Source organism: Neorhizobium sp. BETTINA12A, from assembly GCF_023006485.1.
Taxonomy (GTDB): Bacteria; Pseudomonadota; Alphaproteobacteria; order Rhizobiales; family Rhizobiaceae; genus Neorhizobium.
In genome coordinates this window covers 44550-69938 of record NZ_JALBGW010000001.1, presented here as the reverse complement: position 1 = coordinate 69938, position 25389 = coordinate 44550, and the positions used below count along the sequence as shown (strand labels likewise).

14 protein-coding genes and 1 pseudogene are annotated in these 25389 nt (G+C 60.7%); 10 read left to right on the top strand and 5 right to left on the bottom strand.

Translation table 11 applies throughout. From position 1 onward, the window contains the following. Positions 1-37 precede the first annotated feature (37 nt). Genes MOV61_RS00335 through MOV61_RS00315 form a run of 5 tightly spaced genes read left to right on the top strand, consistent with a single transcriptional unit; the run spans position 38 to position 6039 of the window. On the top strand, positions 38-931 hold the full coding sequence (locus tag MOV61_RS00335) for a fructoselysine 6-kinase (protein ID WP_247135099.1): 894 nt from the start codon (positions 38-40) through the stop codon (positions 929-931). A gap of 11 nt (positions 932-942) precedes the next feature. After that, positions 943-2646, top strand: a complete 1704-nt coding sequence (locus MOV61_RS00330; RefSeq protein WP_247135098.1) for an ABC transporter ATP-binding protein — start codon at positions 943-945, stop codon at positions 2644-2646. Continuing rightward, a complete protein-coding gene (locus MOV61_RS00325; protein WP_247135097.1) occupies positions 2643-3620 on the top strand; it encodes an ABC transporter permease in 978 nt (325 codons plus the stop codon). The genes MOV61_RS00330 and MOV61_RS00325 overlap by 4 nt, the downstream gene beginning before the upstream one ends. Beyond that, positions 3617-4453 (top strand): ABC transporter permease, encoded by an 837-nt coding sequence (locus MOV61_RS00320; RefSeq protein WP_247135096.1) that lies wholly within the window; start codon positions 3617-3619, stop codon positions 4451-4453. The genes MOV61_RS00325 and MOV61_RS00320 overlap by 4 nt, the downstream gene beginning before the upstream one ends. Before the next feature lie 50 nt (positions 4454-4503). After that, complete coding sequence (locus MOV61_RS00315) at positions 4504-6039, top strand: ABC transporter substrate-binding protein (protein WP_247135095.1); 1536 nt, start codon at positions 4504-4506, stop codon at positions 6037-6039. Between the two features lie 206 nt (positions 6040-6245). Here MOV61_RS00315 and MOV61_RS00310 read toward each other — a convergent pair whose 3' ends face one another. From MOV61_RS00310 to MOV61_RS00295, 4 genes and pseudogenes are all read right to left on the bottom strand, one after another. Next, positions 6246-7013: an IS6 family transposase gene (locus tag MOV61_RS00310; protein ID WP_247135094.1), complete on the bottom strand. Its 768-nt coding sequence runs from the start codon at positions 7011-7013 to the stop codon at positions 6246-6248. Between the two features lie 125 nt (positions 7014-7138). Next, entirely contained in the window at positions 7139-15751 is an 8613-nt protein-coding gene (locus MOV61_RS00305) for a GLUG motif-containing protein (protein WP_247135093.1), read from the bottom strand. Between the two features lie 141 nt (positions 15752-15892). After that, entirely contained in the window at positions 15893-17614 is a 1722-nt protein-coding gene (locus MOV61_RS00300) for a ShlB/FhaC/HecB family hemolysin secretion/activation protein (RefSeq protein ID WP_247135092.1), read from the bottom strand. Between the two features lie 377 nt (positions 17615-17991). Next, positions 17992-18411 (bottom strand): annotated as a pseudogene (locus MOV61_RS00295) (DUF4238 domain-containing protein); the annotation flags it as partial. 410 nt (positions 18412-18821) lie between these two features. Here MOV61_RS00295 and MOV61_RS00290 point away from each other — a divergent pair. From MOV61_RS00290 to MOV61_RS00280, 3 genes are all read left to right on the top strand, one after another. Next, the gene (locus tag MOV61_RS00290; protein WP_247135090.1) at positions 18822-19061 is read left to right on the top strand and encodes a hypothetical protein; all 240 of its coding nucleotides are present in this window, start codon (positions 18822-18824) and stop codon (positions 19059-19061) included. Between the two features lie 243 nt (positions 19062-19304). Beyond that, positions 19305-20498, top strand: coding sequence for an XRE family transcriptional regulator (locus MOV61_RS00285; RefSeq protein ID WP_247135089.1), 1194 nt, complete (start codon positions 19305-19307; stop codon positions 20496-20498). 9 nt (positions 20499-20507) lie between these two features. Continuing rightward, the gene (locus MOV61_RS00280) at positions 20508-21002 is read left to right on the top strand and encodes a DUF4411 family protein (protein ID WP_247135088.1); all 495 of its coding nucleotides are present in this window, start codon (positions 20508-20510) and stop codon (positions 21000-21002) included. A 115-nt stretch (positions 21003-21117) separates the two neighbouring features. Here the strand turns inward: MOV61_RS00280 and MOV61_RS00275 are convergent, their stop codons facing one another. Next, positions 21118-22038 carry a LysR family transcriptional regulator gene (locus MOV61_RS00275; protein WP_040125276.1) on the bottom strand — a complete coding sequence of 307 codons (921 nt, stop codon included), beginning with the start codon at positions 22036-22038 and terminating at the stop codon, positions 21118-21120. 182 nt (positions 22039-22220) lie between these two features. Here MOV61_RS00275 and MOV61_RS00270 point away from each other — a divergent pair, with 182 nt between their 5' ends. Further along, positions 22221-23696, top strand: a complete 1476-nt coding sequence (locus MOV61_RS00270; RefSeq protein WP_309493439.1) for an MmgE/PrpD family protein — start codon at positions 22221-22223, stop codon at positions 23694-23696. A gap of 81 nt (positions 23697-23777) precedes the next feature. After that, positions 23778-25358 carry an ABC transporter substrate-binding protein gene (locus MOV61_RS00265; RefSeq protein WP_247135086.1) on the top strand — a complete coding sequence of 527 codons (1581 nt, stop codon included), beginning with the start codon at positions 23778-23780 and terminating at the stop codon, positions 25356-25358. Positions 25359-25389: the final 31 nt, after the last annotated feature.

Sequence of the window (25389 nt, the reverse complement as noted above, 5' to 3'; positions counted from 1 at the left end):
CGCCCTATGTCTCGCATAAAAGGAAGGCGGCCGAAAAATGATCACGCCCGACACGTCTTTCAACACGTTCAAGGTGCTCGGGCTCGGCGATAACGTTGTCGACCGCTATCTCAACACCGGCAAGATGTATCCTGGCGGAAATGCCCTGAACTTTGCTGTCTATGCCAAGATGCTTGGCGCCGATGCGGCATTTCTGGGTACCTTCGGTACGGATGCCGCCGCGCGGCATGTTCGGGCCACGCTTGAAACGCTTTGCGTGCCGGCAACGCACAGCCGTATTATCGAAGGCGAAAACGGCCATGCGGATGTGCGTGTCGTCGACGGAAACCGGGAATTCGTGTTCTCCAATAGAGGTGGCGTCGCGCGGGAAAACCCCTTCACACCGAGTCAGGGCGATATCGACTACCTCTCCGCCTTCGCACTGGTGCACACGAGTTGCTACAGTCACCTCAACCAGCATCTCGCGACGCTGAAGAATGGCAGCCATCTGCTGTCCTATGATTTCTCCTATCGCTGGCAGGTGGAGGGCCTGATCGCGCCGGTGGCGCCGCACCTCGATTTCGCCGCCCTGTCGGCAGGCGATGTCGGGCGTGGCCGTGCATTGGAAGTCCTGCGCGAGGTCGTCGGGCATGGCTGCGGCCTGGCGCTCGCGACGCTCGGGCCGGAGGGCGCTGTTGCCTATAATGGCAAGGACTTCGTGTCGGTTGCGCCCGTGCCCACCGATGTCGTCGATACGCTTGGCGCTGGCGATGCATTCATCACCGCGACGCTGCTAACGCTGGTTGCCCGTGGCTGGAAGCGCGGCGAGCATGTGGGGCCGCAGGCCATCCAAGCAGCGATGGAAAAGGGCTCGCAGTTTGCCGCCGAGATCTGCCGGATTGAGGGCGCGTTCGGTTATCCGGCACCCATCCACTCGCAAGTCACGGCTTGATCGGAGGCGCGATGCTGGAAGTCAGGAACCTCTCGATTGCTTTCAAGACCCGCGACGGACTGAAGTCCGCGGTGCGCAATATCGACTTTACCATCGGGCCGGGCGAAATACTCGGTCTGGTCGGGGAGAGCGGTAGCGGCAAGACGATCACTTCGCTCGCGGTGATGGGTTTGCTCCCGCCGAATGCGGTGGTCACGAGCGGCGAGGTTCTGGTCGACGGCATCGACATGCTTCAACTCGGACCGGGTGAACTACGCAAGCTGCGCGGCAGGCATATTGCGATGATCTTCCAGGATCCGATGGCGTCGCTCGACCCGATCTTCACCTGCGGCGATCAGATCATCGAGGCGATCCGGCTTCACGAAACGGTTGGCAAGGCGCGGGCGCGCCAGAAGGCGATAGAACTTCTTGAGAAGGTCAGGATTCCTGATCCCGAGCGCGCCATGCGTGCCTATCCGCACGAGCTTTCCGGCGGCCAATGTCAACGCATCATGATCGCCATGGCGGTCGCCTGCAAACCCCGCATCATCATTGCCGACGAACCGACCACGGCGCTCGACGTGACCGTGCAGAAACAGGTTCTGGACCTGTTGCGCGGCCTTAACGAGGAGGTGGGGGCAGCCATCCTGCTGATCACGCATGACCTTGGCGTTATCTACGAAGTCGCGGACCGGGTCGTGGTCATGTATTCCGGGGACAGAATAGAGGAGGCGACCACCGCCGATCTCTTCTGTAATCCCAAGAGCAGTTATGCCAAGGCGCTGATAGACTCGATGCCGACGCCCGGCGGCCAGCATGACCGCCTGCCAGTGATCGAGCGTGACGCGCTTGGCAACGTTTTCAGCGTCCGACCCGAACCGCGCGTCCGTTCAAGCAATGTCGCGGCGGCACCGGACGCGAACGCTACGCCGCTGCTCGAGATCAGGGATCTCGTCAAGTCCTACTGGATCAAGCCTGCACCGCTTGCGGTGCCGGTCGAAATGCGGGCTGTGGACCGTGTCAGCCTGAGCATTGCACCGCGCTCGACACTTGGGCTGGTTGGCGAATCCGGTTGCGGTAAAAGCACCCTTTCCCGCGCCGTCATGCGGCTCTATCGCCCCGACGCCGGCGAAATCCTGCTCAAGGGACGAGATATCGCCAGACTTTCGGAAGGCGAGATGCGGCCGTTCCGGCGTGAGATCGCCATGGTCTTCCAGAACCCTTATGGCTCCCTCAATCCGCGCCAGACCGTCGCCGAGCTTGTCGAAGCGCCGTTGGTCATCTTCGGAGAAGGCACTGCTCCCATGCGTCGCCGCCGCGTCGTGGGCCTGCTCGATGCGGTCGGTCTGCCGGCCGCGGCGGCGGCGAAATATCCGCATGAATTTTCTGGCGGACAAAGACAGCGGATTGCCATTGCCCGGGCCCTCGCACTCAATCCTTCGCTCGTGATCTGCGATGAGGCTGTCTCGGCCCTCGACGTTTCAGTACAGGCGCAGGTGCTCAACCTGCTCAAGGATCTGCAGGTGGAGTTCGACCTGACCTACCTCTTCATTTCCCACGACCTTTCCGTGGTCGAACATATCAGCGACACGGTCGCCGTCATGCAGAAGGGCCGCATCGTCGAATACGGGTCGGCGAAGGCAATCTTCGCCAATCCGAAGGAAGCCTATACCCGGATGCTGCTCGATGCGGTGCCGACCATCGGTTCGGACCGTGTCGGAAAGGGGGTTGCATGAACGCCTCTATTGCCGGAGCTTTGCTGCTCGTTGGACGAAAACTGCTGACGGCCTTTATCCAGCTGCTGGTAATCGCCACACTGATCTTCTCGGTCATGTACATCATGCCGGGTGATCCGGTGCTGCTGTTGCTCGGCGCAGACAGCAATCCCTCGCCGGAAGCCGTTGCCTCCATGCGCAGCCAGCTTGGCCTGGACCAGCCGGTCATGTCTCAGTATTTCGTCTGGCTGTGGAAGGCGCTGCATCTTGATTTCGGGGCGTCGCTCGCCAACGGCTATCCGGTTTCGCGATATGTGCTTTCCAACCTGCCGCGCACGCTGGAACTGGCCTTCGCGGCGATCATCATCGCGACGCTGATCGGTGTTCCGCTTGGCATTGCCGCTGCCCTCAAGCGTGGAAGTCTGCGCGATACGATCCTGACGTCCGTCGCCACGATCGGGATTTCTGTGCCTGTCTACATCCTGGGCACAATGCTGGTTCTGTTCTTCAGCCTTAAACTCGGTTGGTTGCCCGCCAGCGGCTATACCGACATCTCACGGAACGCGCTTGAGCATTTCCGCAAGCTCACCCTCCCGGCGGTGGCACTCGGATTCGGCCTTGCCGCCTCGATTGCACGCATGACGCGCTCGTCGATGCTGGAAATCCTTGGACGGGATTTCGTGCGGGCGCTACGGGCGAAGGGCATGTCGGAGCGACGCATCATCTGGCAGCACGTGCTGCGCAATGCGGCAATCCCGATCGTCACCATCATCGGGCTGCAGCTCGGCAACCTGATGGGCGGTACGGTGCTCGTCGAAGCAATGTTCAATTGGCCGGGGCTAAGCACGCTGCTGGTGGGTGCGGTATCGGCCCGCAACTATCCGTTGGTCCAGGGCGCGATGCTTGCCATTGCTGCGCTTTTCATCTGCATCAATCTGCTGGTCGAACTGCTGTATAGCCTGCTCGACCCGCGCATCAGGAGGAAACGCACGTGACCTCCCGCACCCTTGGCGTCGCTCGCAGTCAGCCGGCATTCGTCGCAAGTCTTGCCGTATTGGCGATCGTCCTTCTAATGGCGATCTTCGGCGGCTGGCTCGCGCCTCACGACCCATTCATGCTCAACCCGCAGGCCGTCAACCAGGGCAGCTCCGCCAGCCACTGGCTGGGAACCGACGAATTCGGCCGCGATCTGCTGAGCCGGCTTCTTATCGGCATCCGTCCGACCCTCATAGTAGCGCTTGGCGCCACGGTGATCGCCGCCGTGTTCGGAACTTTCCTTGGAATCGCCGGTGCTTACGGACGTTTGTGGTTGTCCTTTCTGATCATGCGCGCCGTCGACATCATGTTGAGCTTTCCGCCAATTCTGCTTGCGCTGCTCGCGGTCGGGTTCTGGGAAAGCGGCGTTCTCAGCCTGACAGTCGTGATCGGTGTGCTTTATATCCCGCACTTTGCCCGTGTCGCTCATTCTGCCACGCTTCAGGTGACACGCCAGGAGTTCATGGAAGCCGAGCATGCGATGGGGGCTTCCGCGCGGCGTGTCGTCTTCACGGCGGTCCTGCCGAACATCCTGTCGCCCCTGGTCGTCCAGGCGACGCTGACGGTCGCCGCGGCCATTCTCCTTGAATCGGGCCTGAGCTTCCTTGGCCTCGGCATTGTGCCGCCGGAGCCGTCCTGGGGCCAGATGATTGGAACCGCACGCGGCTATCTCGGCCAGAACCCGATGTATGTCATCTGGCCATCCCTTCTTCTCGCGCTGACAGTGCTCGCCATCAACGTGGTGGGCGACCGGTTGCGCGACATTCTCGATCCACGTCTCAGGGAGGAATAGCCGACATGGAAAAGATGAATAAACAAGCACAAGCAAAAAAGGGGTTCAGCATGAAGAAATCAGTTCTCGGGCTTATCTTCGCCCTCTCATCCAACGTTTCTGCGCATCAGGCCCTGGCGGCTGAGGGCGGTACTCTCTATTTCGGTCTCTCCGGTGAGCCTTCCACACTCGACAGCACCATCAACGCGGGAACGCCGGCCCGCACGATCCGGCTCGCCATTCACCGTGGCCTCGTCAACTATGGCGCTGACGGAAAGCTGGCGCAGGAACTTGCGCAGTCCTATGAGGTCTCCACAGACGCACTGACCTACACGTTCAAGCTGCGGGACGCCAAATTTCACGACGGCTCGCCGGTGACTGCGCAGGATGTGAAAGCGTCCATCGAACGCATCACCGCAGCAGACAGCAAGGCCACTTATCGAAACGAGCTGGGTGTCATCAAAGCGATCGATACGCCCGATGCCAAGACAGTCAAGCTGACGCTTTCCAAGCCATTCGTTCCGCTCATCCACTACCTGGCGCTTCCGGAATCGGCCATCGTGCCCGCCGCCTGGATCAGGGATCATGGCAAGGATCCGAATGCAACGCCGATTGGCGCCGGGCCTTTCAAGTTTTCTACTTGGGAACGTGGTCGCGAATTGACCGTCGAAAAGTTCGACGGATATTACAAGCAGGGCAAGCCTCACCTCGATGACGTCCACTACGTCTTTTATGCCGACGAAAATACCCGCGTGAATGCGCTGAAATCGAGCGACGTCGACGTCATCGACTACGTTCCGTGGAAGGACGCCGCCTCGATCGAGGCCGATTCCAATCTGAAGCTGGCAAGCACGACCGGCCCTTTCATGATGCTGCAGTTCAACACCAAATTCGAGCCGTTTTCGAAGCCGGAGGTGCGGCAGGCCGTATCTTACGCCATCGATCGCGCCACGGTCATCAACACGGCCTTCAATGGTCGGGGCACGCCGATTTACGGAATTGCGGTTCCGGAAGGATACATGGGCTATTCCAAGGAGAAGGCCAACTACTTCAGCTACGACATTACCAAGGCGAAGGCACTGCTGGCGAAGGCGGGTTATCCGAACGGCTTCGAGGCACGGCTGTTGTCGACCGCCCAATACGGCTTCCATAACAATACCGCGATCGCGGTGCAGGCGGAGCTCGCCAAGATCGGCATCAAGGCGAAGCTTGATCTTCCGGACTGGTCCGGCCGCATCGCCAAGAACAACGCCGGCGACTATGATTTTCTTGTCGCGGGCACCGCAGGCGACATCGCCGACCCCGATTGGCTCAGCAACTTCTTCTACGGTGGGCAGCAACTGGTCCGGCTCAACAACTCGGCCTACTTCAACGATCCGGCCATCAACGATCTCCTGGACAAGGGTCGCGTCACGCTCGACACGGCCGAGCGTGGGAAGATCTACGGCCAGTTTGTCGACCGTGCTCTGGAGCAGTCGCCTTTTGTTTATCTGATGTGGCGCGACCAGAGTTTCGGCCTTCGCAAGAACGTCAAGGGCTTTACCAACATTCCCGGCTTTCTGACATTCCAGTCCGGAATCACCGTGGAAGACACCGAGCTGGAATAGGCAGTTGAGAATGGCTGATTTATTCCCCCGATCTTTCAGATCGGGGGAACGCACATATTTGCTTGTCGAAGGAGTGAACGTGGTGATGATGATGAATGGTGCTGGTGCAAAATTTAAGGTACCCGCGAGCGTGGGTACCTTCTGCGTCTGCATGGCTCTGTTGCAAATATTACCGACGGCTGGGGAGGAACCGATAGTCTCCGCCTTTAGGCAGCCTGCTGTTTGAGATGTCGAGCGAGTAATGCTGTCGCTTCCGTCAGTGCGCTTGGTCCAATGCCGAAGGCGCGTTCGACAATGCGTGCTTCTCCACGGACGTCGCCCGTCAGGTTGAAAATAGCCGCCTGCCCCTTCCGTAAGGCGCGCATGACCTCAAAACCTTTGATCGTCGCATAGGCGGTTTTCAACGTCTTGAATCCTCGCACCGGCTTGATCAGTTGCTTGAGCTTGCCATGATCGGCTTCGACGACATTATTCAGATATTTGACCTGCCGGTGCACGAGTTCCTCAGGGCATTTGCCTTCGGCCTTCAGTTCCGCAATAGCAACGCTGTAGATCGCAGCCTTGTCGGTATTGATGACAGTTGGCTTCTCCCAGTCCTTCAGGCCATTCAGGGCCTTGCCCAGACGGCGCTTTGCCGCTTTGGCATTGCGGGTCGGGGACAGATAGAAGTCGATCGTGTCGCCGAATTTATCGACCGCCCTATACAAATAGGTCCATTGGCCGCGTACCTTCACGTAGGTTTCATCGACGCGCCAGTTCGTTGATTGTGGCCGACGCCAGTGCCAGCGCAGCCGCTTTTCGATCTCCGGCGCGTACTTTTGAACCCAGCGATAAATCGTGGAATGATCGACCGGCACGCCCAACTCGCCCATCATTTGCTCGAGATCACGGTAGCTGACGCCATAGCGGCAATACCATCGCACCGCCCAAAGGATAATCTCGCCCTCAAAATGACGCCATTTGAACTCGTTCATCAAAAGTCTCGCTGAATATCTTTGTCGCTCTTTCCGACATCAACGCGATTTTTGCAACAGAGCCCGCAATCTTGGCGCGGCAACCCTGAGGATTGCCGCATGGGCCGCTTATCCTCCGCTCAGCGTCAATTCGACGAGCATCGAACGCTCGCGAGCGGGCCGGAGCCCGGCGCGATGCCATTCTGGTTTTGGGCCACGCATGACGTCGACGCCTCGCTGGAGCCGGGGGTAGCCGGCGTGCCATCCTGTCCCTGCGTCGTCGTTCCGGTCGACAGCAGATTGTTGAAGATGAAGGGGTAGGGCGTTACGGGATTGCCGATGATCGGCATGACGACCGAATAAACCAGCGGCTGCTGGGGCGTTGTCGTCGGCGAGGTTGGTGTCGTGGGCGGCGTCGAGGTCCCGACGATTGTCAACGTGCCGGTGCTGGCGTAGGTGATCACGTAATCCAGCATGGAAATTCCACTCACCCCCGAGGGGGTAATCGCGTAGGTCCCGGCGGCGGTCGTCGCCGTCGTTGCTGTAAGCAGCGTGCCACCGATATTGATGGTCTCGGTCAGACCGGTAATGCTGTCGCTGCCTTGCAAACCGCTAACCGTGTAGCCGGTCGATGCCGACGTATCGAGCGCCTGAGCGGTGCCAAAGTTTGTGGTCTGGTCCTGGGCGGCGATCGTCAATGCGACGGGTGTCACGGTGACCTCGCCGCTGCCACCGACGACCGTGTAATTGCTGTTCGACAGCGTCAGGCCGGAGAGCGACGCGATCGCCTCGGTGCCACCGGCAACGACATGGCTGCTCGCCATCGTCGCCGCACCGCCGATCGTCACGCTGTCACCGGCGACGAGATTGGCAATGCCGAGGTTACCGATGTCGACGGCGGTCGATGCGTTGTAGCTCTGGCTGCCGGTCAGGACGACCGCGAGCGGGTCGATCGTAAAGGTGCCTGATGTTGCATAGGTGATTGAGTAGTCGGACGTCGAGAAGCCCTGCACAGCCGAGGGCGTGATCGTATAGGCTCCGGCATCGGTATGGGTTGCCGACGATGAGACCGGTGTGCCGCCGATATTGATGGTCTCGGTCAGGCCGGTGATGCTGTCGCTGCTCTGCAGCCCGCTGACGGTGTAGCCCGTTGTCGCCGCCGTATTGAGCACCTGTGCCGTGCCGTAGGTGGCGGTCTGGTTCGCCGCCGTGATCGTCAAGGAGGCTGGTGTGATCGACACCGTGCCCGCCGCATAGGAGATCAGGTAGTTGAGATCATTGCTGTTGAGCCCGCCGGGGGTCAGCACGTAATCGCCGACGTGCCGGCTGGAGGTCGTCAACCCGGTCGCCGTGCCAGCGAGCGCCTGCGCCTGCGTATCGCCGTTGAGCAATCCGCCGACGGAATAGCTGTCGGATTGCGTCTGCCCACTATAGACGAGCGACTGCGTGGCGGCCATGACGGTAAGCGTCGGCTGATAGCCGTAGACGAAACGGTTGCCGCTGTTCGCGGTGCTGGCGAAGGTCCCTGTCGTGAAGTTATAGGCATCGCCGTAATAGCTGAGGCCGGTCAGTCCGGTGAAGACGTTGCCGGTCGCGGCAGCGCCCGATGAGCCCGTCGCCTGCGTATAGATCAGCCAGCGGCCGTTGGCGGTCGAGATCGGCGCCGTGCCGGCATTGTTGACGAAGGCTCCGTTCACCGCGAGCACGACGGCATCGCTGCTGGCTGCCGACGACAGCGAGCCACCGGTGCCGAACGTCATCGCGCCCACCGTCTGGATCTGAATGCCGCCGGTCTGGCTGAGGGCCGTATCGATCGTGAATCCGCCCGATGCGGTCGACAGGATGCTGAGCGGATCGGCCGTGAGGCTCGTCTCGATCGCGGTTTCGACCAATGATCCGAAGGTCGACGCGAGATTGGCGTCGAGAACGGAAAGGCTGGCGGCCGAGGTCGTCAGGCTGTCCTCGCCGGACGTGATATTCGGCAATACGACATTGCCCGAAGTCAATGTTCGCTGGTCGCTGTAGATCCGGGCGCTGATCGCAGTGTCGCCGGACGGCGTCAGGGTCGTGCCGATCCCGCTCGTGGTGGTCACGGCGCCACCGGCGACCAGTTGATAGTATGAGCCATCGGCGCCGACCGAGGCCGTGCCATAGCCGAGCAACGCGCCGGACTTGTAGAGACCGACCTGACCGCCAACAGCGGCGTTCCCCGCGCTCGTGTAGGCGTAGCCGGAAATGGACTGCGCCGGCGTCGAGAAAATCGCCGTCAGGTACGGATAGAGCCCGGTTCCCGTGGCCCAGGCGGAGGTGTCAAAGCCAGTCGGAAGCGCGCCGATCAATTGGCTCGTGGTCTCGCCGGTAACCCCGGCGTAGGAGCCGCTATAGATACCGTTGGATGGGCCGACGCCTGCGGTCTGGCCCGTTGTCTGGGTATTCCAGATGCCGTTGGTGACGGTGTCATTGATGTTGTCGACGCTACCGACGAGGCCACCGACATTGCCGGTCGAAGCAGTCACATTGCCAATGGCAAAAGCATTCGTCAGCGTCGCGTTCTGCATGTAGCCCGCGAGGCCGCCGACCTGATCGTTGCCGGTGACAGACCCCATCGCATAGACATTCGCCGTGTTGTTCTCATTGAGCAACCAGCCCGCGAAGCCGCCGACCTGATTGACGCCGACCACTGCGCCCGTCGCGAAATCGGAGGTCACGTTGCCGCCCTCGATCCGGCCTGCGAAGCCGCCGACTTCGTTGCCCAGGCTTTTGACCGAGCCCGTCGCGAAGTTGCCGGTCATCGTGGCGTAATATTCATAGCCGACGAAGCCGCCGACGAGATTGCTCGTCCCGTAGACCGCGCCCGTCGCATAAGAGTTCGTGGTGGTACCCTGGCTCTGCCCAGCATAGCCGCCGACTGACGAATTGCCGGTGACCGCACCCGTGGCGTAGTTCTGATTTTCCTGGCCGTATTGCAGGCCGGCAAATCCGCCCGTGTAATTGGCGCCGGTGACGGTACCGGTCGCATAGGAATTATTGATCGAGTTGCTGCTGTGCTGCCCGACGAAGCCGCCTGTACCGTCATTCGTGCCGGTGACATTGCCGGTCGCATAGCTGTTGGAAATCGCCCCGTCGCTATAGCCGACGAGACCGCCGGTGCGGCTGCTGCCGGTCACATTGCCGGTCGCCCAGACATTGGCCAGCCCATTGCCCTGTTCGACGCCGACGAAGCCACCGGTATAGTTGCCGGTGTTGATGACGGTAGCCGTCGAATATTGCCCCGAGCCGATCGTGCCATAGTCCCAGCCGACGAAACCGCCGACGCCGTCGCTGGAGCCGGTAACGGTCGCGCCGGTCGTATAACTGTCGGTAATGGTGCTCTGGTTCTGGCCGACGAGACCGCCGACGCGGCTGTTGCCGGTGACGGCGCCCGTCGCCCAGACATCGTTCAGGGCGCCGCCCTGTGCAATCCCGACGAAACCGCCAGTATAGTTGCCGGTGTTGATGACGGTAGCCGTCGAATATTGCCCCGAGCCGATCGAGCCATAATCCCAGCCGACGAAACCACCGACGCCGTCACTGTTGCCGGTGACGGTCCCGCCCGAGGAATAGCTATTGGTGATCGTGCCCTGGTTCTGACCGACGAGCCCGCCGACGCGGCTGCTGCCGGTTACATTGCTCGTCGCGAAACTGAGGTCGATAGTGCTGTTCTGCGCGAGACCGACGAGGCCGCCGGTATAGTTGACGCCGATCACGGTTCCGGATGTGCTGGACTGGGTGATAGAGCCGCCAGCCATGTTGCCGATGAGGCCGCCGACCGCATCGCTGAACCCGGTGACGGCGCCCGACACCGTCGCGTTCGTGATCCCGCCATTCGACCAGCCGGCAAGACCACCGATCTGCGAGTTGCCGGAGACCGCGACGCTAGAGGTTACATTGCTGATCGTATTGCCGCTCGTCGTATAGAAGATGCCGGCAAGGCCGCCAATAAAGTTTTCAGCCGTTACGCCACCGGACCATGCCGACGCTGTGACAGAGCCGCTGATGGTGAGGTTGGAGATATTGGCATTGTTGACGACGCCGAAGAGGCCGAGGTTCGCCGAGAACTGATCGAGCGCAAGATTGCTGATCGTATGGCCGCCGCCATCGAACGAGGTGCCCACGAAATAGGGCGTGAAGAGACCCGGCGTCGATGTCAGGTCGAGATTGTTGGTCAGCTTCCAGCTGAGGCCGGGCGTCTCGGCAAACCCTTGGAAATTGATCAGGTCCTGCACAGAGGCGATGCTGTAGACGCCATTGCTGTCGGGCGTGAACCCATAGGCGGCCGGCGACAGCGCGCGGCCATTGTTGATCCATGACGTATATTGGCTGTCGCTGATGCCGCCGATGCTCCAGAGCGCGGCAGAGTTGATCAGGACCGTGCCTTCGTCGTAGTGCGAATTGGTGACCTGCGCGCCGTTGGTGAGATACCCGATCATGCCGCCGAGCGAAAATGTGCCGGTGACGTCGCCCGCGGAATAGCTGTCGGTCAGCGTCGCGCTGCCGTCCATATGGCCGATCAACCCGGCTACCTGCGAACTGCCGGCAGTTGTGGCCGAGACGTCGCCGGTCGCATAGACAGTCGTCATGGCGCCATTGCTGCCGCCGGCGAAACCGCCGATCTGGCTGCCGCCCGCCGTGACATTGCCGGTGCTGTGCGAGGTGGTAATCGCGCCGTCGTTATAACCGACGAAACCGCCAACATTGTTCTGGCCGCTGACGGTACCGGTCGAGTACGAGCCGGCGACACTCGCATAATTATGTCCGATCAGTCCGCCGACCTCGTCGGATGTCGCGGTGACAGTCTCGGTGGAATAGGAATTGGTCAGCGTCGATGAGTTCTGCCCGATCAGGCCGCCGATGCGATAGCCACCGCTGATCGAGCCGATCGCGTAGCTCTGGTCGATCGTGCCGCCGCAATTGCAGCCGACCAGTCCGCCGGCATAGCCACCGGCATAGACCGCGCTCGACGACCATGACGAGGTGATGGAATTGTCGGAATAGCCGACGAGGCCGCCGGTCCAGTTGCCATTGGTCTCGGTGACGGTTCCGGATGCCCAGGCGTTGACGAGAGCCGTGCTGCTACGGCCGATGAGGCCGCCGGTCTGGTCGCCATGGGCCGTTACGCTGCCTGTCGCACTCGCGTCGGTGATCGTTCCGTTGAGGCTGTAGCCGATGAGGCCGCCGGTATTTTGCTGTCCGCCGGTGATCGTCCCGCTCGCCGCCACTGTCGTTGCCGAGCCCATGAAATAGCCGGCCAGCCCACCGGTGTAAAAGCCGCTGCCGGTCTGCGTGCCGCCATATTGCTGGCTGGTGACGTTGACGCCGGAGGTCACATTCGAGGCAGCTATCGCGGTGCTGGACGGGTTATACATCGCACCGATGACGCCGCCGACATAGTCGAGGCCCTCAACCGAACCGGTGACCATCAGATTGGCTATCGTCGCGCCGCGCGCATAGCCGAACAGGCCGAGATCGCTGTTCAGCTGATCGATAGAAAGATCGCTGATCGTGAAGTTGCCGCCGTCGAACGTGCCGGCGAAATACGGGATCACCTGGCCCGGCATGGAGGCCAGGCTGATATCGTTCACGAGCTTCCACTTCAACGTGGAATCCTCGGCGAAGCCAAGAAAATCCTTGAGGTTCTGTATCGTCGACAGTGAATAATAGCCGTTTGCGTCGGCCACGCCGAAATAGGCCGATGCCGTCAATGTTTTGCTGGGCAGCCAGCTCTGGAACTGCGCGTCGTAGAGGCCGCCGGCGGTGACCATGCTGGCGCCGTTGATCGCCGTCTGATCAATGTCGTAATGCGAATTGGTGATCGTTGCGCCGGGGATCATATAGCCGGCGAGGCCGCCGACATTGGTGAGGCCTGCGACCGACGTGCCGGTATAATAGCTGTTGGTGAGCGAACCGTTACCTTCCAACCGACCGACGAGGCCACCGAACTGATCGCCGCCATTGCCGAATGCGGACGAGTAGCTGACCGTGCCTGTGGCATAGGCCGAGGAGATGGCGGCGTTGGAATAGCCGGCGATGCCGCCGACAAAGTTCATGCCGCTGACATTGCCGGTCGCATAGACCGTGTTCACGGCGTTGTAGTTTACGCCGATCAGACCGCCAATATAGTTGTAGCGGCCCGTCACCAGTCCTGTCGCATGGGCCGTGTTGACCGTGCCTTCGTTGATGCCGATGAGTCCGCCGACATTGCTGTTTCCGGTGACCGCGCCCGTCGCATAGGCGTTGCTGATGTTCGAATAATTGTGGCCGACCAATCCGCCGATCTCGTCGCTGCCGCTGCTGTAGACCGAGCCAGTGGCATAGACGTTCGAGAGCGTTGACCGATTGTCGGCAACCAATCCACCGAGCCGAAAGCCGCCGGTGACTGCCCCGGTCGCGTAGCTGTTGGTGGTGAACTGGCCCCAGTTCGCGCCGACGAGGCCACCAGCGTAATTCGCGCCATTCACGGTACTCGTCGAATAGGACTGGTCGATCGACCCGTTGCCCTCCGAGAACCCGACGAGACCGCCGGTCCAGTCGCTGTAGCCGGTGATCGTCCCCGTCGAATAGGATCCGGTGATTGTGGCCTGATTGTCGCCGACGAGGCCGCCTGTGCGGTAATTGCCCGTGACGGCTTCGGTGCTGAACACATTGGCGATGCGACCCGACGATGCCGCAAAGCCGACGAGACCACCGACATAGTTCTGACCGGTGACGCTACCGCCCGTCAGCCCCAGATTTTCCAGCGTTGCATTGCTGGTATAGCCAAACAGGCCGACAAACTGGCTGCTGGGATTGTCGATCGTCAGATTGTTAATCGTGTGTCCGAGGCCTTCGAAAGCACCGCTGAAGCCATTGGAATTCAGGACGAGATTACCATTGCCGTCGGTGCCGATCGGAACCCAGTTCGGGGTCGACGACGCATCGGCGATGGAATTGGCGAGCGCATATTGGCCGGTGAGGGTGGAGGCCGAGGCATTGATGGCGGCGATATCGGCCATCGAGTGAACGAGCGTATAGTTCGTGCCGTTGATTGTCAGCGCGCCGCCCGATCCGGTATAGCTGAGCGATCCGCTATAGCCGCTCGACCCGAGACCGAAGCCGAGCGTTCCGCCCGTGCCGCCGTCGTTCGTCGTCAGGATCACGCCACCGTTCCCGCTCACGGTAATCGGAGCGGTGATGGCGATGCCGTGGTAGGCGTCGAGGGTCAGGGTGTTGCCGCTCGACCAAGTGATCGCCGAGCCAATCGTGATGTCGCCGGCGCCGGCCGAGTTGGCGATTCCTGGCCCCGTCGTGCTGTTTGCCGTCGTCTTCAGTGTAACGTTGGTGGTTGCAAGGTTGCTGGCAATCGTCGCCGCGTCGCCCGAGCCGATGGTCAGATCATATGGGTCGGTCAGCCAGAGCCCGGTGGTTCCCGCCGCAGCCGACGTGTCGACGCGCAACCCGGTGAAATCGACGCTCTCTCCCGACGTCTCGATAGTGCCGCCATTGCCCGAGATCGAGCCACCTTCGGCCGTCATCATGCCATGGGCTTGCGTCAGGCCGTCCGACCACAGGACGATCTGGCCACCGTTGCCGTTGCCAATCCCATTCGCCGTGATGGTCGAAGTTGCGTCCATCGTGACGGACTGCGCATGCGCCAACGCGCCCAGACCCGTCGGGCCGCCGCCGATCAGGACAGTGCCGCCGGTCGTACCGGACGCATCGATCGTCGCGCCAGTGAGGTCGACGCTGGTCACCGCCGTGACCCTCACGGTGCCGCCGGTTTTTTTCTTCGAGGCAACGCTGACGCGTGCCTTGGTCAGGGCAATGCTATTGCCAGAGACTGCAATGCCGCCCGAGGCTGATTTGAGCTGGCCGGAAACCGTGACATTGCCGCCGTCTCCGCCGCTGAGGACGATCGCGCCATTTTGACCGGAGATCGACGAGGCCTGAATCGAGCCGGGGATATTGATAGCATCGCGCACGGAGTTGCGTGCGGTCGCGGCAGTCAGCACAACCTGTCCCCCACGGGCATTGATCTTGCCGGAGTTGCTGATGAGCGGCGTGCCGTCCGCATCAGTGGCATTCGCCGGGACCGCAACCTGAAGGAATTGGTCGCCGGTGAAATCGAGCGTCGCCTGTTCGCCCGAACCGAGGCCGATCTTGCCGATTGGCGCGGAAATCAGGCCGGAATTGTCGACCATGCCGCCGAGGAGCGCGACGAAACCGCCGGATGCTGTGGTGATCGTCCCGGCATTGCTGACCGAAGCCGGGGTGCCGGTCCCCAGAAATGTCGTCTTGCCGGCCATGAAGTCTTCGTCGCTGATATCGAGCGTCGAGGCGGCGAAACCGCGCGCGACCGAGACGGTGCCGGTCGGCGTGATCTGGATGCCGTTCGGGTTGATGAGGAAGACGCTGCCGTTCGACGTCAGCGATCCCGCGATCGTCGAGGTCGTTGATCCCGTCACCCGGTTCAACGTTGCCGAAGACGCATCGGGCTGGACGAACCGGACCGAATTTCCGGCCCCGACGCTGAAGGATCCCCAGTCGAGTACGGCGCGGCCGGATTGTTGCTGCACCGTCAATGCGCCGTTTGCCGGGGCGCCGATCGTCGCGCTGCCGGCGGCGACAGAGCCGTTGGTCGGCAGGATATCGCCAGCCCTCGACGTGCACGGCGCAGCCACCGCCAGATAGGCGATCAGGCTCGCCGATCCGAGCAATCTATCCTTCCGAAAAACGCTAATCATGCTGAATCCTGAACGTCATTCGAGTGTTCTTGTAAGTAGGCGCGCCTGCAGTCAGGCGAATTCGGCGAGATCTGGCGGTAGGCTTGTGAACGGGCCGATTGCTCTTCAAGCCCATGCATGGGCACGCGATCGTCGCCCCGATCAGTATTTGAGGATCCAACTTGCCGTTATCCGGGTGCCATCATTGCCGGGCAGGGAGGCGTGCGCCCGGCCCAGCTCGATCGTGGCGAGCGACACAAGTCCGGTCTCGGCAGGGTTGAAATTGAAGCGAAGGCCGACGCCGAATGACGTGGCGGTCAGACGAGATGCCTCGACCGCAGTCGGGGCATCAATCTTTCCGAGCCCGGTGGCACCGAAGAGATAGGGCGCAGCAGTCACCGTCGAACCCATATCGGCCAGGCTGAACACGTGACCAAGCTCGCCTCGCAAACTGATGCCGCTGTCGACCGAGAGAGTTCCCGCGTCGAATGCCGACAGCGCGTCATCACCTTGCAGCGAAAACTGGCCCGCGCCGGGCATCGGGCCGGAGATCGCCTGTTGCGCGTGCAGGATCGCCGCACCGGTGAAATCACCCGGCAGCAGCTGGTCATACCTGAGGCTCGCCTCGATCTTGGTATAATCGGGGCGCGATCCTTGCCGTGACAGCGGAATGCCCGATACGGCGGCATCGGCTGCTGTCCGCGCGCCGAACCAGTCGGTGCCCTGCGTGACGAGGATGCTGCCGGAGACAGTCGCACTCCAGTCGAGACTGCGCGATCCCTCAAGGCCGGCAGTGAAGACGCGCAGGCGATCGAGGCTCGTTATCACCCCGAAATCAGGGGCCGTCTGTTTCTCGTCGGTGATCTCGAACGAGCCGGTCACCGTGAGTGTCGTCTTGCGCGTCTTGATGAGCGGATAGTGCGAGCGCAACGCCCAGTGATCGAGTACGCCGGTGGTCCGCACGGCGGTCGGCCCCAGCACGGGATTGGTGACCGAGCGGGCGTATTCCGGATTGATCGTCCAGCCGTCGACACCGATTGGCAGGATGACGCCGGCCGCGGCGATCTGGCGGGATGGCGCGCCTGAAAACACGGTATCGGGGTCCGGCCCAGGGATCAGCGAGCCATAAATCGTCTCGCCGAAGCCGAAAACGCTGTTGAGCGAAACCGTTACGGGAAACTCGACGCCGCGGTAGAGATTGCCGATCTTGTTGTCGACGCCGATCGAGGCCGAGACCGGACGCCAGTCCGCCTGAACCAACAGCTTCGCCCCGCCGACCCTCTCGCCGCGCATGACGGCGCTCGCCAGCCGCACGCCCGGCACTTCACCTGCCAGCAACAGCCGCCGCTCGATCTCGCCGATCGTCAGTCCGCGCGCCCCGATGAGCGACGCGACGCGGTCGCGCACGACACCGCGCACGCGCTCCGGTACGGCTGACACATCGACCGACTCGATGAAACCGTCGAGCACGATGAGCTTGAACACACCACCATTGACCAATGTCTGCGGCGGCACGATCACACGGGCCAGAACGAAGCCTGCGCGAGCATAGGCCGCCTCGATCTCCGTTGCCGCCGCATAGAGCGTCTTGACGTTGACCGTCTTTCCCTTGATCCGGGCGAGCACGGTGTCGGTCTCGGATTTCAGCTTCGGCAGACCGCCTTCGACCGAAGACGAGGCGATCAAGACGGTAAATGTTTCAGCGCCGACCGGCACGGTGCCCGGCTCGGTCGCCCCGAGCGTCAGCGCGCCGCTCGGACGTGGCTGAACCGGCGCGAAGGATTTCGGCGTGACATGGCTCGGATCCGTCGATTGGGCGAACGCGGGCGATCCGGTGCAGACGACAGCTGCCCAAAACGCGATCCACCCTCTACACGACATCATCGATCGCTCTCTCGGCGTGAACTGATAATCCACATAGGCTGATTCGCACATCCTTCTCGAGGGCCTGCGGCCTCAAACTTAAAATTCTGTTGATGAGCAGCGCGCCGTTGTATTTTTGCCCCAATTGCTTGTCGGCCGCGGTGCGGCGGCGAATAAGCGCGCTTGTTGATTTGATTGGTTACCTGCGTTCCTGCACTGTATTTGACGTCCGCTTAGTCGAGACGGGTCCGCTTAGGGATAACGCCGGGAAGCCGAGCCTCGGCTTCGTGACGCAAGACATTGAGCCACTTCGGCAGATGGATATTGATATTCCCTCATATGGCACTCTACGCCAACGGAAGTGTTCCGAGCGTCACAATCCCCGACGATCCAAAAAATCATATCTTCCGAAGCCTATCAGAGGCTGAAGTGTTGATATCGTCACAGATTGGGGGACCACCTTCTCGAGCCTGCCGGATCGAGTCATGGTATCGGTCCTTGTCCCGCAACGACATCCGCATCATTCCTGAAGCTATTTTGATGTGGAGGTCTTCCAGCATCGACCGGAAGCGCGGGTTGCGGACAGCCACGTTCCCCATCAGCAGCATGACGGATGTGAAGTGGTCGCCCGTCGGGAAGTTTTTCGTCTCGATCACTTCAGCCAGTTGCGGGGCGATCTCGCCTTCGATCTCTGCCATGCCGTCTTCGACATGGTTCGGATCGAAGCCCTCGGCCTCGATGCGGAGGAAATTCCGACGGGCACCGATGTTTCGGACCAGTGTCCGGAAAGACCTCTTTGTCGACTGATCGAACACGAAGACCTGTGCCTTCCACTTATCGGCCGCGTCGCTGAAGCCAGAACCGCATCTTCATCGAAGGAGTCACGCTGCACGGAGGGAAGTTCGGTCTTCGGAGAGATCCCTGCAGCAGGTCGAAATATTGCGCCCAGGCGAACTTGTTGACGATGTCGGCGGGCCGCTCAAAAGTGTAGATCTCTATGCCATCGATGTTGCCGGTCGCTTGGTAGCGTGCTTTGGCAACCGGGGTGACGTAGAGCCGAATCGCGTATCTGATGTTGTTCAGAAACTCAGCGATCGTGCTGGGAGGCCAGTGTCGATGACGGCCTTCAGGAAGAGCTGTTCCATAGCCTCAACCATTCATATAACTTCGCGAAACACTCATCGGCCGGCATGAGTGTTAAAACAGCTTCCCCGTCGACCACATCGTGATGAACATCTGGACCGCAGTTCACAGCTACAAGGTCCTCTTTGGCAACATCAGCCCGGAGATGAAGGTTTTTTACGGGATCGTTCAGTCTTGGCGGGTTCAATGGTGGGAAGGCGAATCGGATTTCGAGGAGAGGCTCCTGGTCGCCCACCGCTTTCCCCTGGTCGGCGCCTCGCGTGAGCTGTTTTGTGAATTCGGCCGCGAATTGCTTCAGAAAACTTGGAATGCCCAAAGCCTGTGAAGTTAGTAGCGGCGTTGAAGATCGCCTCTTCAGAAGTTGCCACTGGAATGACACGAGCCAAATCGTAGCGTTTTTCCCCCGCATTTTTTGAAGGTCGGAAGGGGTCTGGGCATGAGAGGAATTTGCGAGACTGCTGTTCAGCGCTGTATTCCATAGATGTGCCCCACTCCATGCCTATATCTTTCGTAACGATTGCATGATCAAGTCAAACGAATTATCGGCCTGTCCGAACAGAGGTGAAAGGTGCCAAACGTCAATCCATTGATCCTGCGATGGGCGCGCGAGACCGCGGGGCTCAGTGTAGAAGATGCTGCCGACAAGCTCGGTATCGGCGATGCTCGCGGTGTTGCGGGCAGCGAGCGCCTTGCCATGCTTGAAGACGGCCAGGTTGAGCCGACCCGTCCGCAGTTGATCAAGATGTCCACACAATACCGGCGCCCGCTACTCACCTTCTATCTTGCCGATCCGCCGGTAGCCGCGGCGCGCGGAGAGGATTTCCGGACTCTTCCCGATGAATATGCGCGGCGCGATGCAGCGCTGGTAGATACGCTGTTGCGCGAAGTTCGGGCTCGTCAGGAAATGGTGCGCTCATTGCTCGAGAGCGAGGAAGAGGCCGAACTACTCGATTTCGTGGCATCTTATGACATTCGCCGCGGACCGGAAGGTCTGGCCACGGTGATCAGCGAGCGTCTGGGTTTCAGCCTCCAGTCTTTCCGATCCGGCAATGGTCGAGGCACGTCCAAAGGGTTTGCCTATCTGCGCGAACGCGCAGAGGCCGTAGGGATTTTCGTGCTGTTGATCGGCAATCTGGGAAGTCACCACAGCGCTCTCAATGTCGAGCTGTTCAGAGGTTTCGCGCTTTCCGACAAGGTCGCACCCTTCGTTGTGATCAACGACCAGGACAGCGAGCGGGCTTGGTCGTTCACTTTGCTGCACGAACTTGCCCATATCTGGCTCGGCCAGACAGGTGTGAGCGGCGGCCGACCGACATCGGCTATCGAAACCTTCTGCAATGATGTGGCGGGGTGTATTCTGCTGCCTTCGGCCGAGATCGCCGGCGAGCTCGCGTTGCGCGGAGCGCGCCAGGACGTCGTGATTGCGCGTATCGGCGAAATCGCGGAGCTACGACAGATCAGCCATTCGATGGTCGCCTACAAGCTCTACCGCGAAGGGATCATCGACCAAGCCATGTGGTCGTCTGTGACGGCTGTCTTCCGGCAGCAGTGGCTGAATAATAAGGCAGCTCAAAGAGCACGCGCGCGTGAAAACGACGGTGGGCCGAGCTACTATCTCGTTCGTCGCCACAGGCTTGGCAATCGCCTTCTGAGCCTTTCGAAACGGATGCTTGCAGACGGAGCCCTGTCGCCTTCCAAGGCGGCGGCGATCCTCGGCGTGAAACCGAACAACGTCTTCTCGCTGACCGACGGCGTGGCTTAAGGGGGCGGTGTGCATCTTCTCGACGCGAACGTTCTCATTACGGCGCATAATCTTTACTACCCGATTCAGCGCGTTCCCGAGTTCTGGGATTGGCTCGTCCATATGGGCGAGACCAGCGCGCTGAAAATCCCGGTCGAAATCCTCGAGGAGATCACCGAAGGTTCGGAACTGGGGCAATGGTTGAATGAGGGGGATAATTATGACGCCCTCAAGCTGGATCAGGATGTCGAACCGGCTCTCGTGCAGACAGTCATCGAAAAATATGCGCCCGACCTCAACGACGCCGAGATTATCGAGGTCGGTCGCGATCCATTCCTGATTGCCCATGCCCTGGCACATCGCGCTAACCGGATCGTCGTGACGGTCGAGGCGTCCAAGCCGAGTACCAAACGGGCAAATCGCAGGATACCGGATGTCTGCAACGATCTCGAAGTGCGCTGGTGCAACAGCTTCCAAATGCTGACGGATTTGAATTTCATGACCGGCTGGCGTTCGCAGCTCTGAGCGCAAATAAGAGGAGATATTCGGCCATTCGCGGTAATCGTCGAATCTCCAAGAAAGTGTTGTGGATTCAGCTATTTGAAGGTCTTGTGGATAGTGGCCGTAGGTTCGATTCCGTTCAAGGCGGGAGATGGTCTTGTCCGGGTGATTTTGCGCAAAGTGCTTCCAGTTCCTTGGCGAATGACATCACCACGGGTCGCAAAACGCTCCGGCGCCGGTAGGCTATGCCGATATTGCGGGTCCACGTCCGGCTGTCGAGTTTCAGGGCCACGAACTGCGCGTCGCGTCCCTGCACGAACACGCTTGTTCGGGTGAGATAGCTGAGCCATTTCGAGCCGGCGATCATCGACATCTGGAAGGTCGACGACGTTGTTTCGCAGATTGCAAGAGGGCGGGGAAGCTGCGCGGTAGCAAACAGGGCCTCGAGCGCCAACCGGTCCGGTTCAGGCCGGGCAGGGATCACCCAGCGATATTCCATCAGGTCGGCAAGGCTCACTTTGGGAAGCTTCACCAACTCATGATCGCGGTCAGCGACGATGTCGACTGGAATTTCAAGCAAATTGAGAAACTCGACCTCTTCGGAAATCTCTTTCGGCCGGGCCATCACGGCGATGTCGATGGCCCCGTTGAGCAGGGAAGCGTAAAGCGCTGAGCTGAGTTCCTCGTTGAGTGAAACATCGACTTCCGGCTGGGCTTTAAGAAATCGCTTGATGGCGGTCGGTACGATTTCCCGCATTGCGGTCGTGACCGCACCGATGCGCAGCCGGCCTCGACGGGCACCGCGCATGGCGTCCAATTCGTTGCGCGCCTCATCCGTCAGGGAGAGCACGAGCTCTCCATATTCGATCAGCCGCAGACCATAATCAGTTGGTTTGACGCCCCAGGGTCCACGATCCAGGAGGCGAACGCCCAAGGACTCTTCCAGCGCGCGAATGCTCTTGCTGAGCGCGGGCTGTGTCACATTCAATCTCTCGGCTGCGACCCCGAAGCTGGCGTAACGCGCCACCAGAACCAGATTCCTCAGCTGTCTCAGATCCACTGTTTCTCCGATCGCATGTACAATAACTTCCGGTTATCCAGGAAGCTTCTGCCATCGCCTCTGCTCTCTCAGGCGGCAGTTTTTTGTCCCTGTCCGGCTCCGCGACGCGAGGTTAGAAGCCCGTCCGCAGTTATTCTATTATAACTAAAATTCATCATGGGCGACTAGTTAGTTTCTTGCCGATGCCTGTCCCTTTGGACATCATCGACCGCAATAACCGGCAACAATGTCGGGTGGGAACGACGATGCACTCGGTGACGGCGCAAAGAGCCTCTCAAATGGGCGACGAAGGAAAACGAGCATTTCGGGCATTGTCCGAATGGGCCGCCGGCGCTTGCCATTTCGGTTCGTCTGCCCACCTTCGCGGTGAAGACGCGTTCGCGGATATCACTGCGTGTATGATCGCCGGGATGAATGACGTTTCCACTGTTTCTGTCATCAACGCGGTGGCCGAAGGTGGCTTGGGGCAATGCTTCGCGTTCGGGGCGCCTGCCCGGGTGAGCGCGCCCTGGGCGGCCCTGATCAACGGAACCGCGGCGCATGCGCTCGATTTCGACGACAATTTCGCGCCCGCATTTACTCATGCGACGGCGGTCCTCGCTCCCGCGCTTTTATCTCTGGTGAATGGCCGCAGGATCGACGGGACCGCGCTTATCGACGCATTCATCGTCGGGCTGGAACTCCAGGGGCGCATTGGCCGTCTCATGCAGCCTGCCCACTATGAGCGTGGCTGGCATTCCACCTCGACGATCGGAGCTATCGGCACTGCCGGCGCTTGCGCCCGGCTACTTGGCGCCACTCCGGACCAGGTGCTTGCTGCAATGAGCGCGGCAACCAGCATGGCAGCCGGTTCGAAGCTGCAATTCGGTTCGATGATGAAGCCGATCCATGCCGGGCTTGCCGCGAAGAATGCCGTTCTTGCGGCCCGGTTTGCCATGGCTGGTATCGTCGCAAATCACGACCCTCTTGCCGGCGACTGGGGTTTTGCCGCGCTGACCGGCGCGGGCGACATCGGTGCCGAAGCCATGATCGACGGCCTCGGCGAAACGCTGGAAATCGAGACGAGCGGACTGCTCGCAAAGCGTTTTCCCTGCTGCGGAGCAATTCATCGTAGCATCGATGCATTGGAACTCCTGCGGAAAGAGCCGGGGTTTTCGCCGGAAGCGATCGACCGGATCGAGACCTCGCTGCCGGAGATGGCAAAACGGAACCTCCGCTTCGATAGGCCGGCAGATGAGTTGGAGGCACGGTTCAGCGGCACCTATTGCATGGCGCGAATGCTGCTCGACGGAGCACTGGAGCTCAAGCATTTCGTGCCGCAAAGCGCCCGGGATGAGCAGATTGCCGCGTGGCTGCCTCGCATCCGCCTGATCGCCTATGATAATGCTCTGATGGTCGACGGCGCGAATTTCGAGGCGACCACAAGAGTGTATCTGAAGGACGGCTGCGTCATGGAGGCGACGGTCCGTCATCCGAAAGGTTCTCCGGAGAATCCGCTGAACGAGGACGACTTGGCGGCAAAATTTCAGACCTGCTGCGCCTGGAGCGGTCACGCGGCAGCGGCGGAGCCGCTTTTCAAACTTGCGAGATCGTTGGGAGCGGCAATCGACGTCGGTGAAGTCATGACCGGCGTCGAAACCATCCTTCGTATCCAATAACCGGCCCATCCGGGCCTATCGGTAAAAGGGAACGTCTTCGAAGAAATAAAAAAACCGAAGACAGAAAATGGAGTGGAAATCATGAATTTCGGGACAACCAGGCTGGCCACTTCGGCAGCTTTCCTGTTGGCGGGCGCATTGTCTCTTTCTGCGGCGGATCTGAAGATCGGAGTCAAATCGGAACCGTCTTCGCTCGATCCGCAGTTCCACGTTCTCGTGCCGAACGTGCAGGTGACCTTCGCCATGTTCGATCCGCTTGTGATGATGGACGCGAAACTGGTGCCGCAGCCTGCACTGGCCGAGAGCTGGAAGCCGGCCAGCGACACGGTTTGGGAATTCGCGTTGCGGAAGGATGCAAAGTTCTCCGACGGCTCGCCGCTGACCGCCGATGACGTGGTTTTCACGTTCGACCGAATCCCGAAGGTTCCGAACAGCCCGACGGCTTTCACGCTGTTCACCCGCCAGATCGCCAAGGTGGAGGCAGCGGATGCGCACACGGTGCGCATCACCACCAAACAGCCCTATCCGCTGCTGGTCACCGACATTGCCAACCTGCCGATCCTTTCGAAGGCAGCTGCATCCGGCCCGGCTCCGGAAGGCAAGACGACCGTCGAGTTCAACCGCGGCGAAGGGCTGGTCGGCACTGGCCCGTTCAAGTTCGTTTCCTGGCAGAAGGGCGCGGATCTGGTTCTAGAGCGCAATCCGAATTATTGGGGCAAGCCGGCGGCATGGGACAAGGTGATCTATCGTCCGATGACCAATCCGGCGGCCCGCGCGGCTGCCCTCCTGTCCGGCGACATTGACATGATGGAAGACCCGCCGACGACGGACCTGGAGCAGTTCAAGGCGAACCCCAAGCTCTCGGTCGCGGAAGCGCCCGGCACCCGCATTGTCTACATCGCTCTTGACCAGAAGGGCGAACCAAGCCCGGGCATTCCCGGAGAGGGCAACAAGAACCCGCTGATGGACAAGCGGGTCCGCGAAGCGCTTTCGCTTTCCATCGATCGCAAGGCGATCGCCGAACGGGTGATGGGCGGCGTCGCCGTCGCAACGGGCGACCTGCTGCCCGAGCCGATGTTCGGTGCGGTCAAGACACGCCAGGCGGCACCGGCGGTCGACACTGCCAAGGCCAAGGCCCTGCTCGCTGAAGCAGGCTATCCAAACGGCTTCCAGATCACGCTTGGCACTCCGAACGGCCGCTACGTCAACGACGCCCGCGTCGCTCAGACGATTGCCGCCATGTGGACGCGTGCCGGCGTCAAAGCCGAAGTTGCAGCCGCTGCTCCGCCGGTGTTCTTCAAGAGCCGCGACAATTTCGAATACAGCGCCTATCTCGCCGCCTGGGGAAATTCCACGGGCGAGATGTCCACGACGCTGCGGTCGCTGGTCGGAACCCGCGAACCGTCCAAGGGATCCGGCACATCGAACGGTGGGCGCTATTCCAATCCGGACCTCGACGCGCTTCTCGACAAGGCATCCGCCACGATGGACGACAAAACCCGCAACGAGCTGCTGCAGAAGGCTGATGAGATGGTCCTGTCCGACTACGGCATCATTCCGGTACATTTCGAAGTGCCGGTCTGGGCGCTGCGCAAGGGCCTGAGCTACGCTGCTCGCGCCGATCAGTATACCCTGCCTCAGGACGTCACGTCCGCGAAGTAAATCAAGTTTCCGGCCTGCTTCGCGATGCGCA

Bases quoted from the DNA above. Each gene is read 5' to 3' on its own strand.
- MOV61_RS00335 (WP_247135099.1), top strand. From the start codon at position 38: ATGATCACGCCCGACACGTCTTTCAACACGTTCAAGGTGCTCGGGCTC.
- MOV61_RS00330 (WP_247135098.1), top strand. From the start codon at position 943: ATGCTGGAAGTCAGGAACCTCTCGATTGCTTTCAAGACCCGCGACGGA.
- MOV61_RS00325 (WP_247135097.1), top strand. From the start codon at position 2,643: ATGAACGCCTCTATTGCCGGAGCTTTGCTGCTCGTTGGACGAAAACTG.
- MOV61_RS00315 (WP_247135095.1), top strand. From the start codon at position 4,504: ATGAAGAAATCAGTTCTCGGGCTTATCTTCGCCCTCTCATCCAACGTT.
- MOV61_RS00310 (WP_247135094.1), bottom strand. From the start codon at position 7,013: ATGAACGAGTTCAAATGGCGTCATTTTGAGGGCGAGATTATCCTTTGG.
- MOV61_RS00305 (WP_247135093.1), bottom strand. From the start codon at position 15,751: ATGATTAGCGTTTTTCGGAAGGATAGATTGCTCGGATCGGCGAGCCTG.
- MOV61_RS00300 (WP_247135092.1), bottom strand. From the start codon at position 17,614: ATGATGTCGTGTAGAGGGTGGATCGCGTTTTGGGCAGCTGTCGTCTGC.
- MOV61_RS00290 (WP_247135090.1), top strand. From the start codon at position 18,822: ATGAACATCTGGACCGCAGTTCACAGCTACAAGGTCCTCTTTGGCAAC.
- MOV61_RS00270 (WP_309493439.1), top strand. From the start codon at position 22,221: ATGCCTGTCCCTTTGGACATCATCGACCGCAATAACCGGCAACAATGT.
- MOV61_RS00265 (WP_247135086.1), top strand. From the start codon at position 23,778: ATGAATTTCGGGACAACCAGGCTGGCCACTTCGGCAGCTTTCCTGTTG.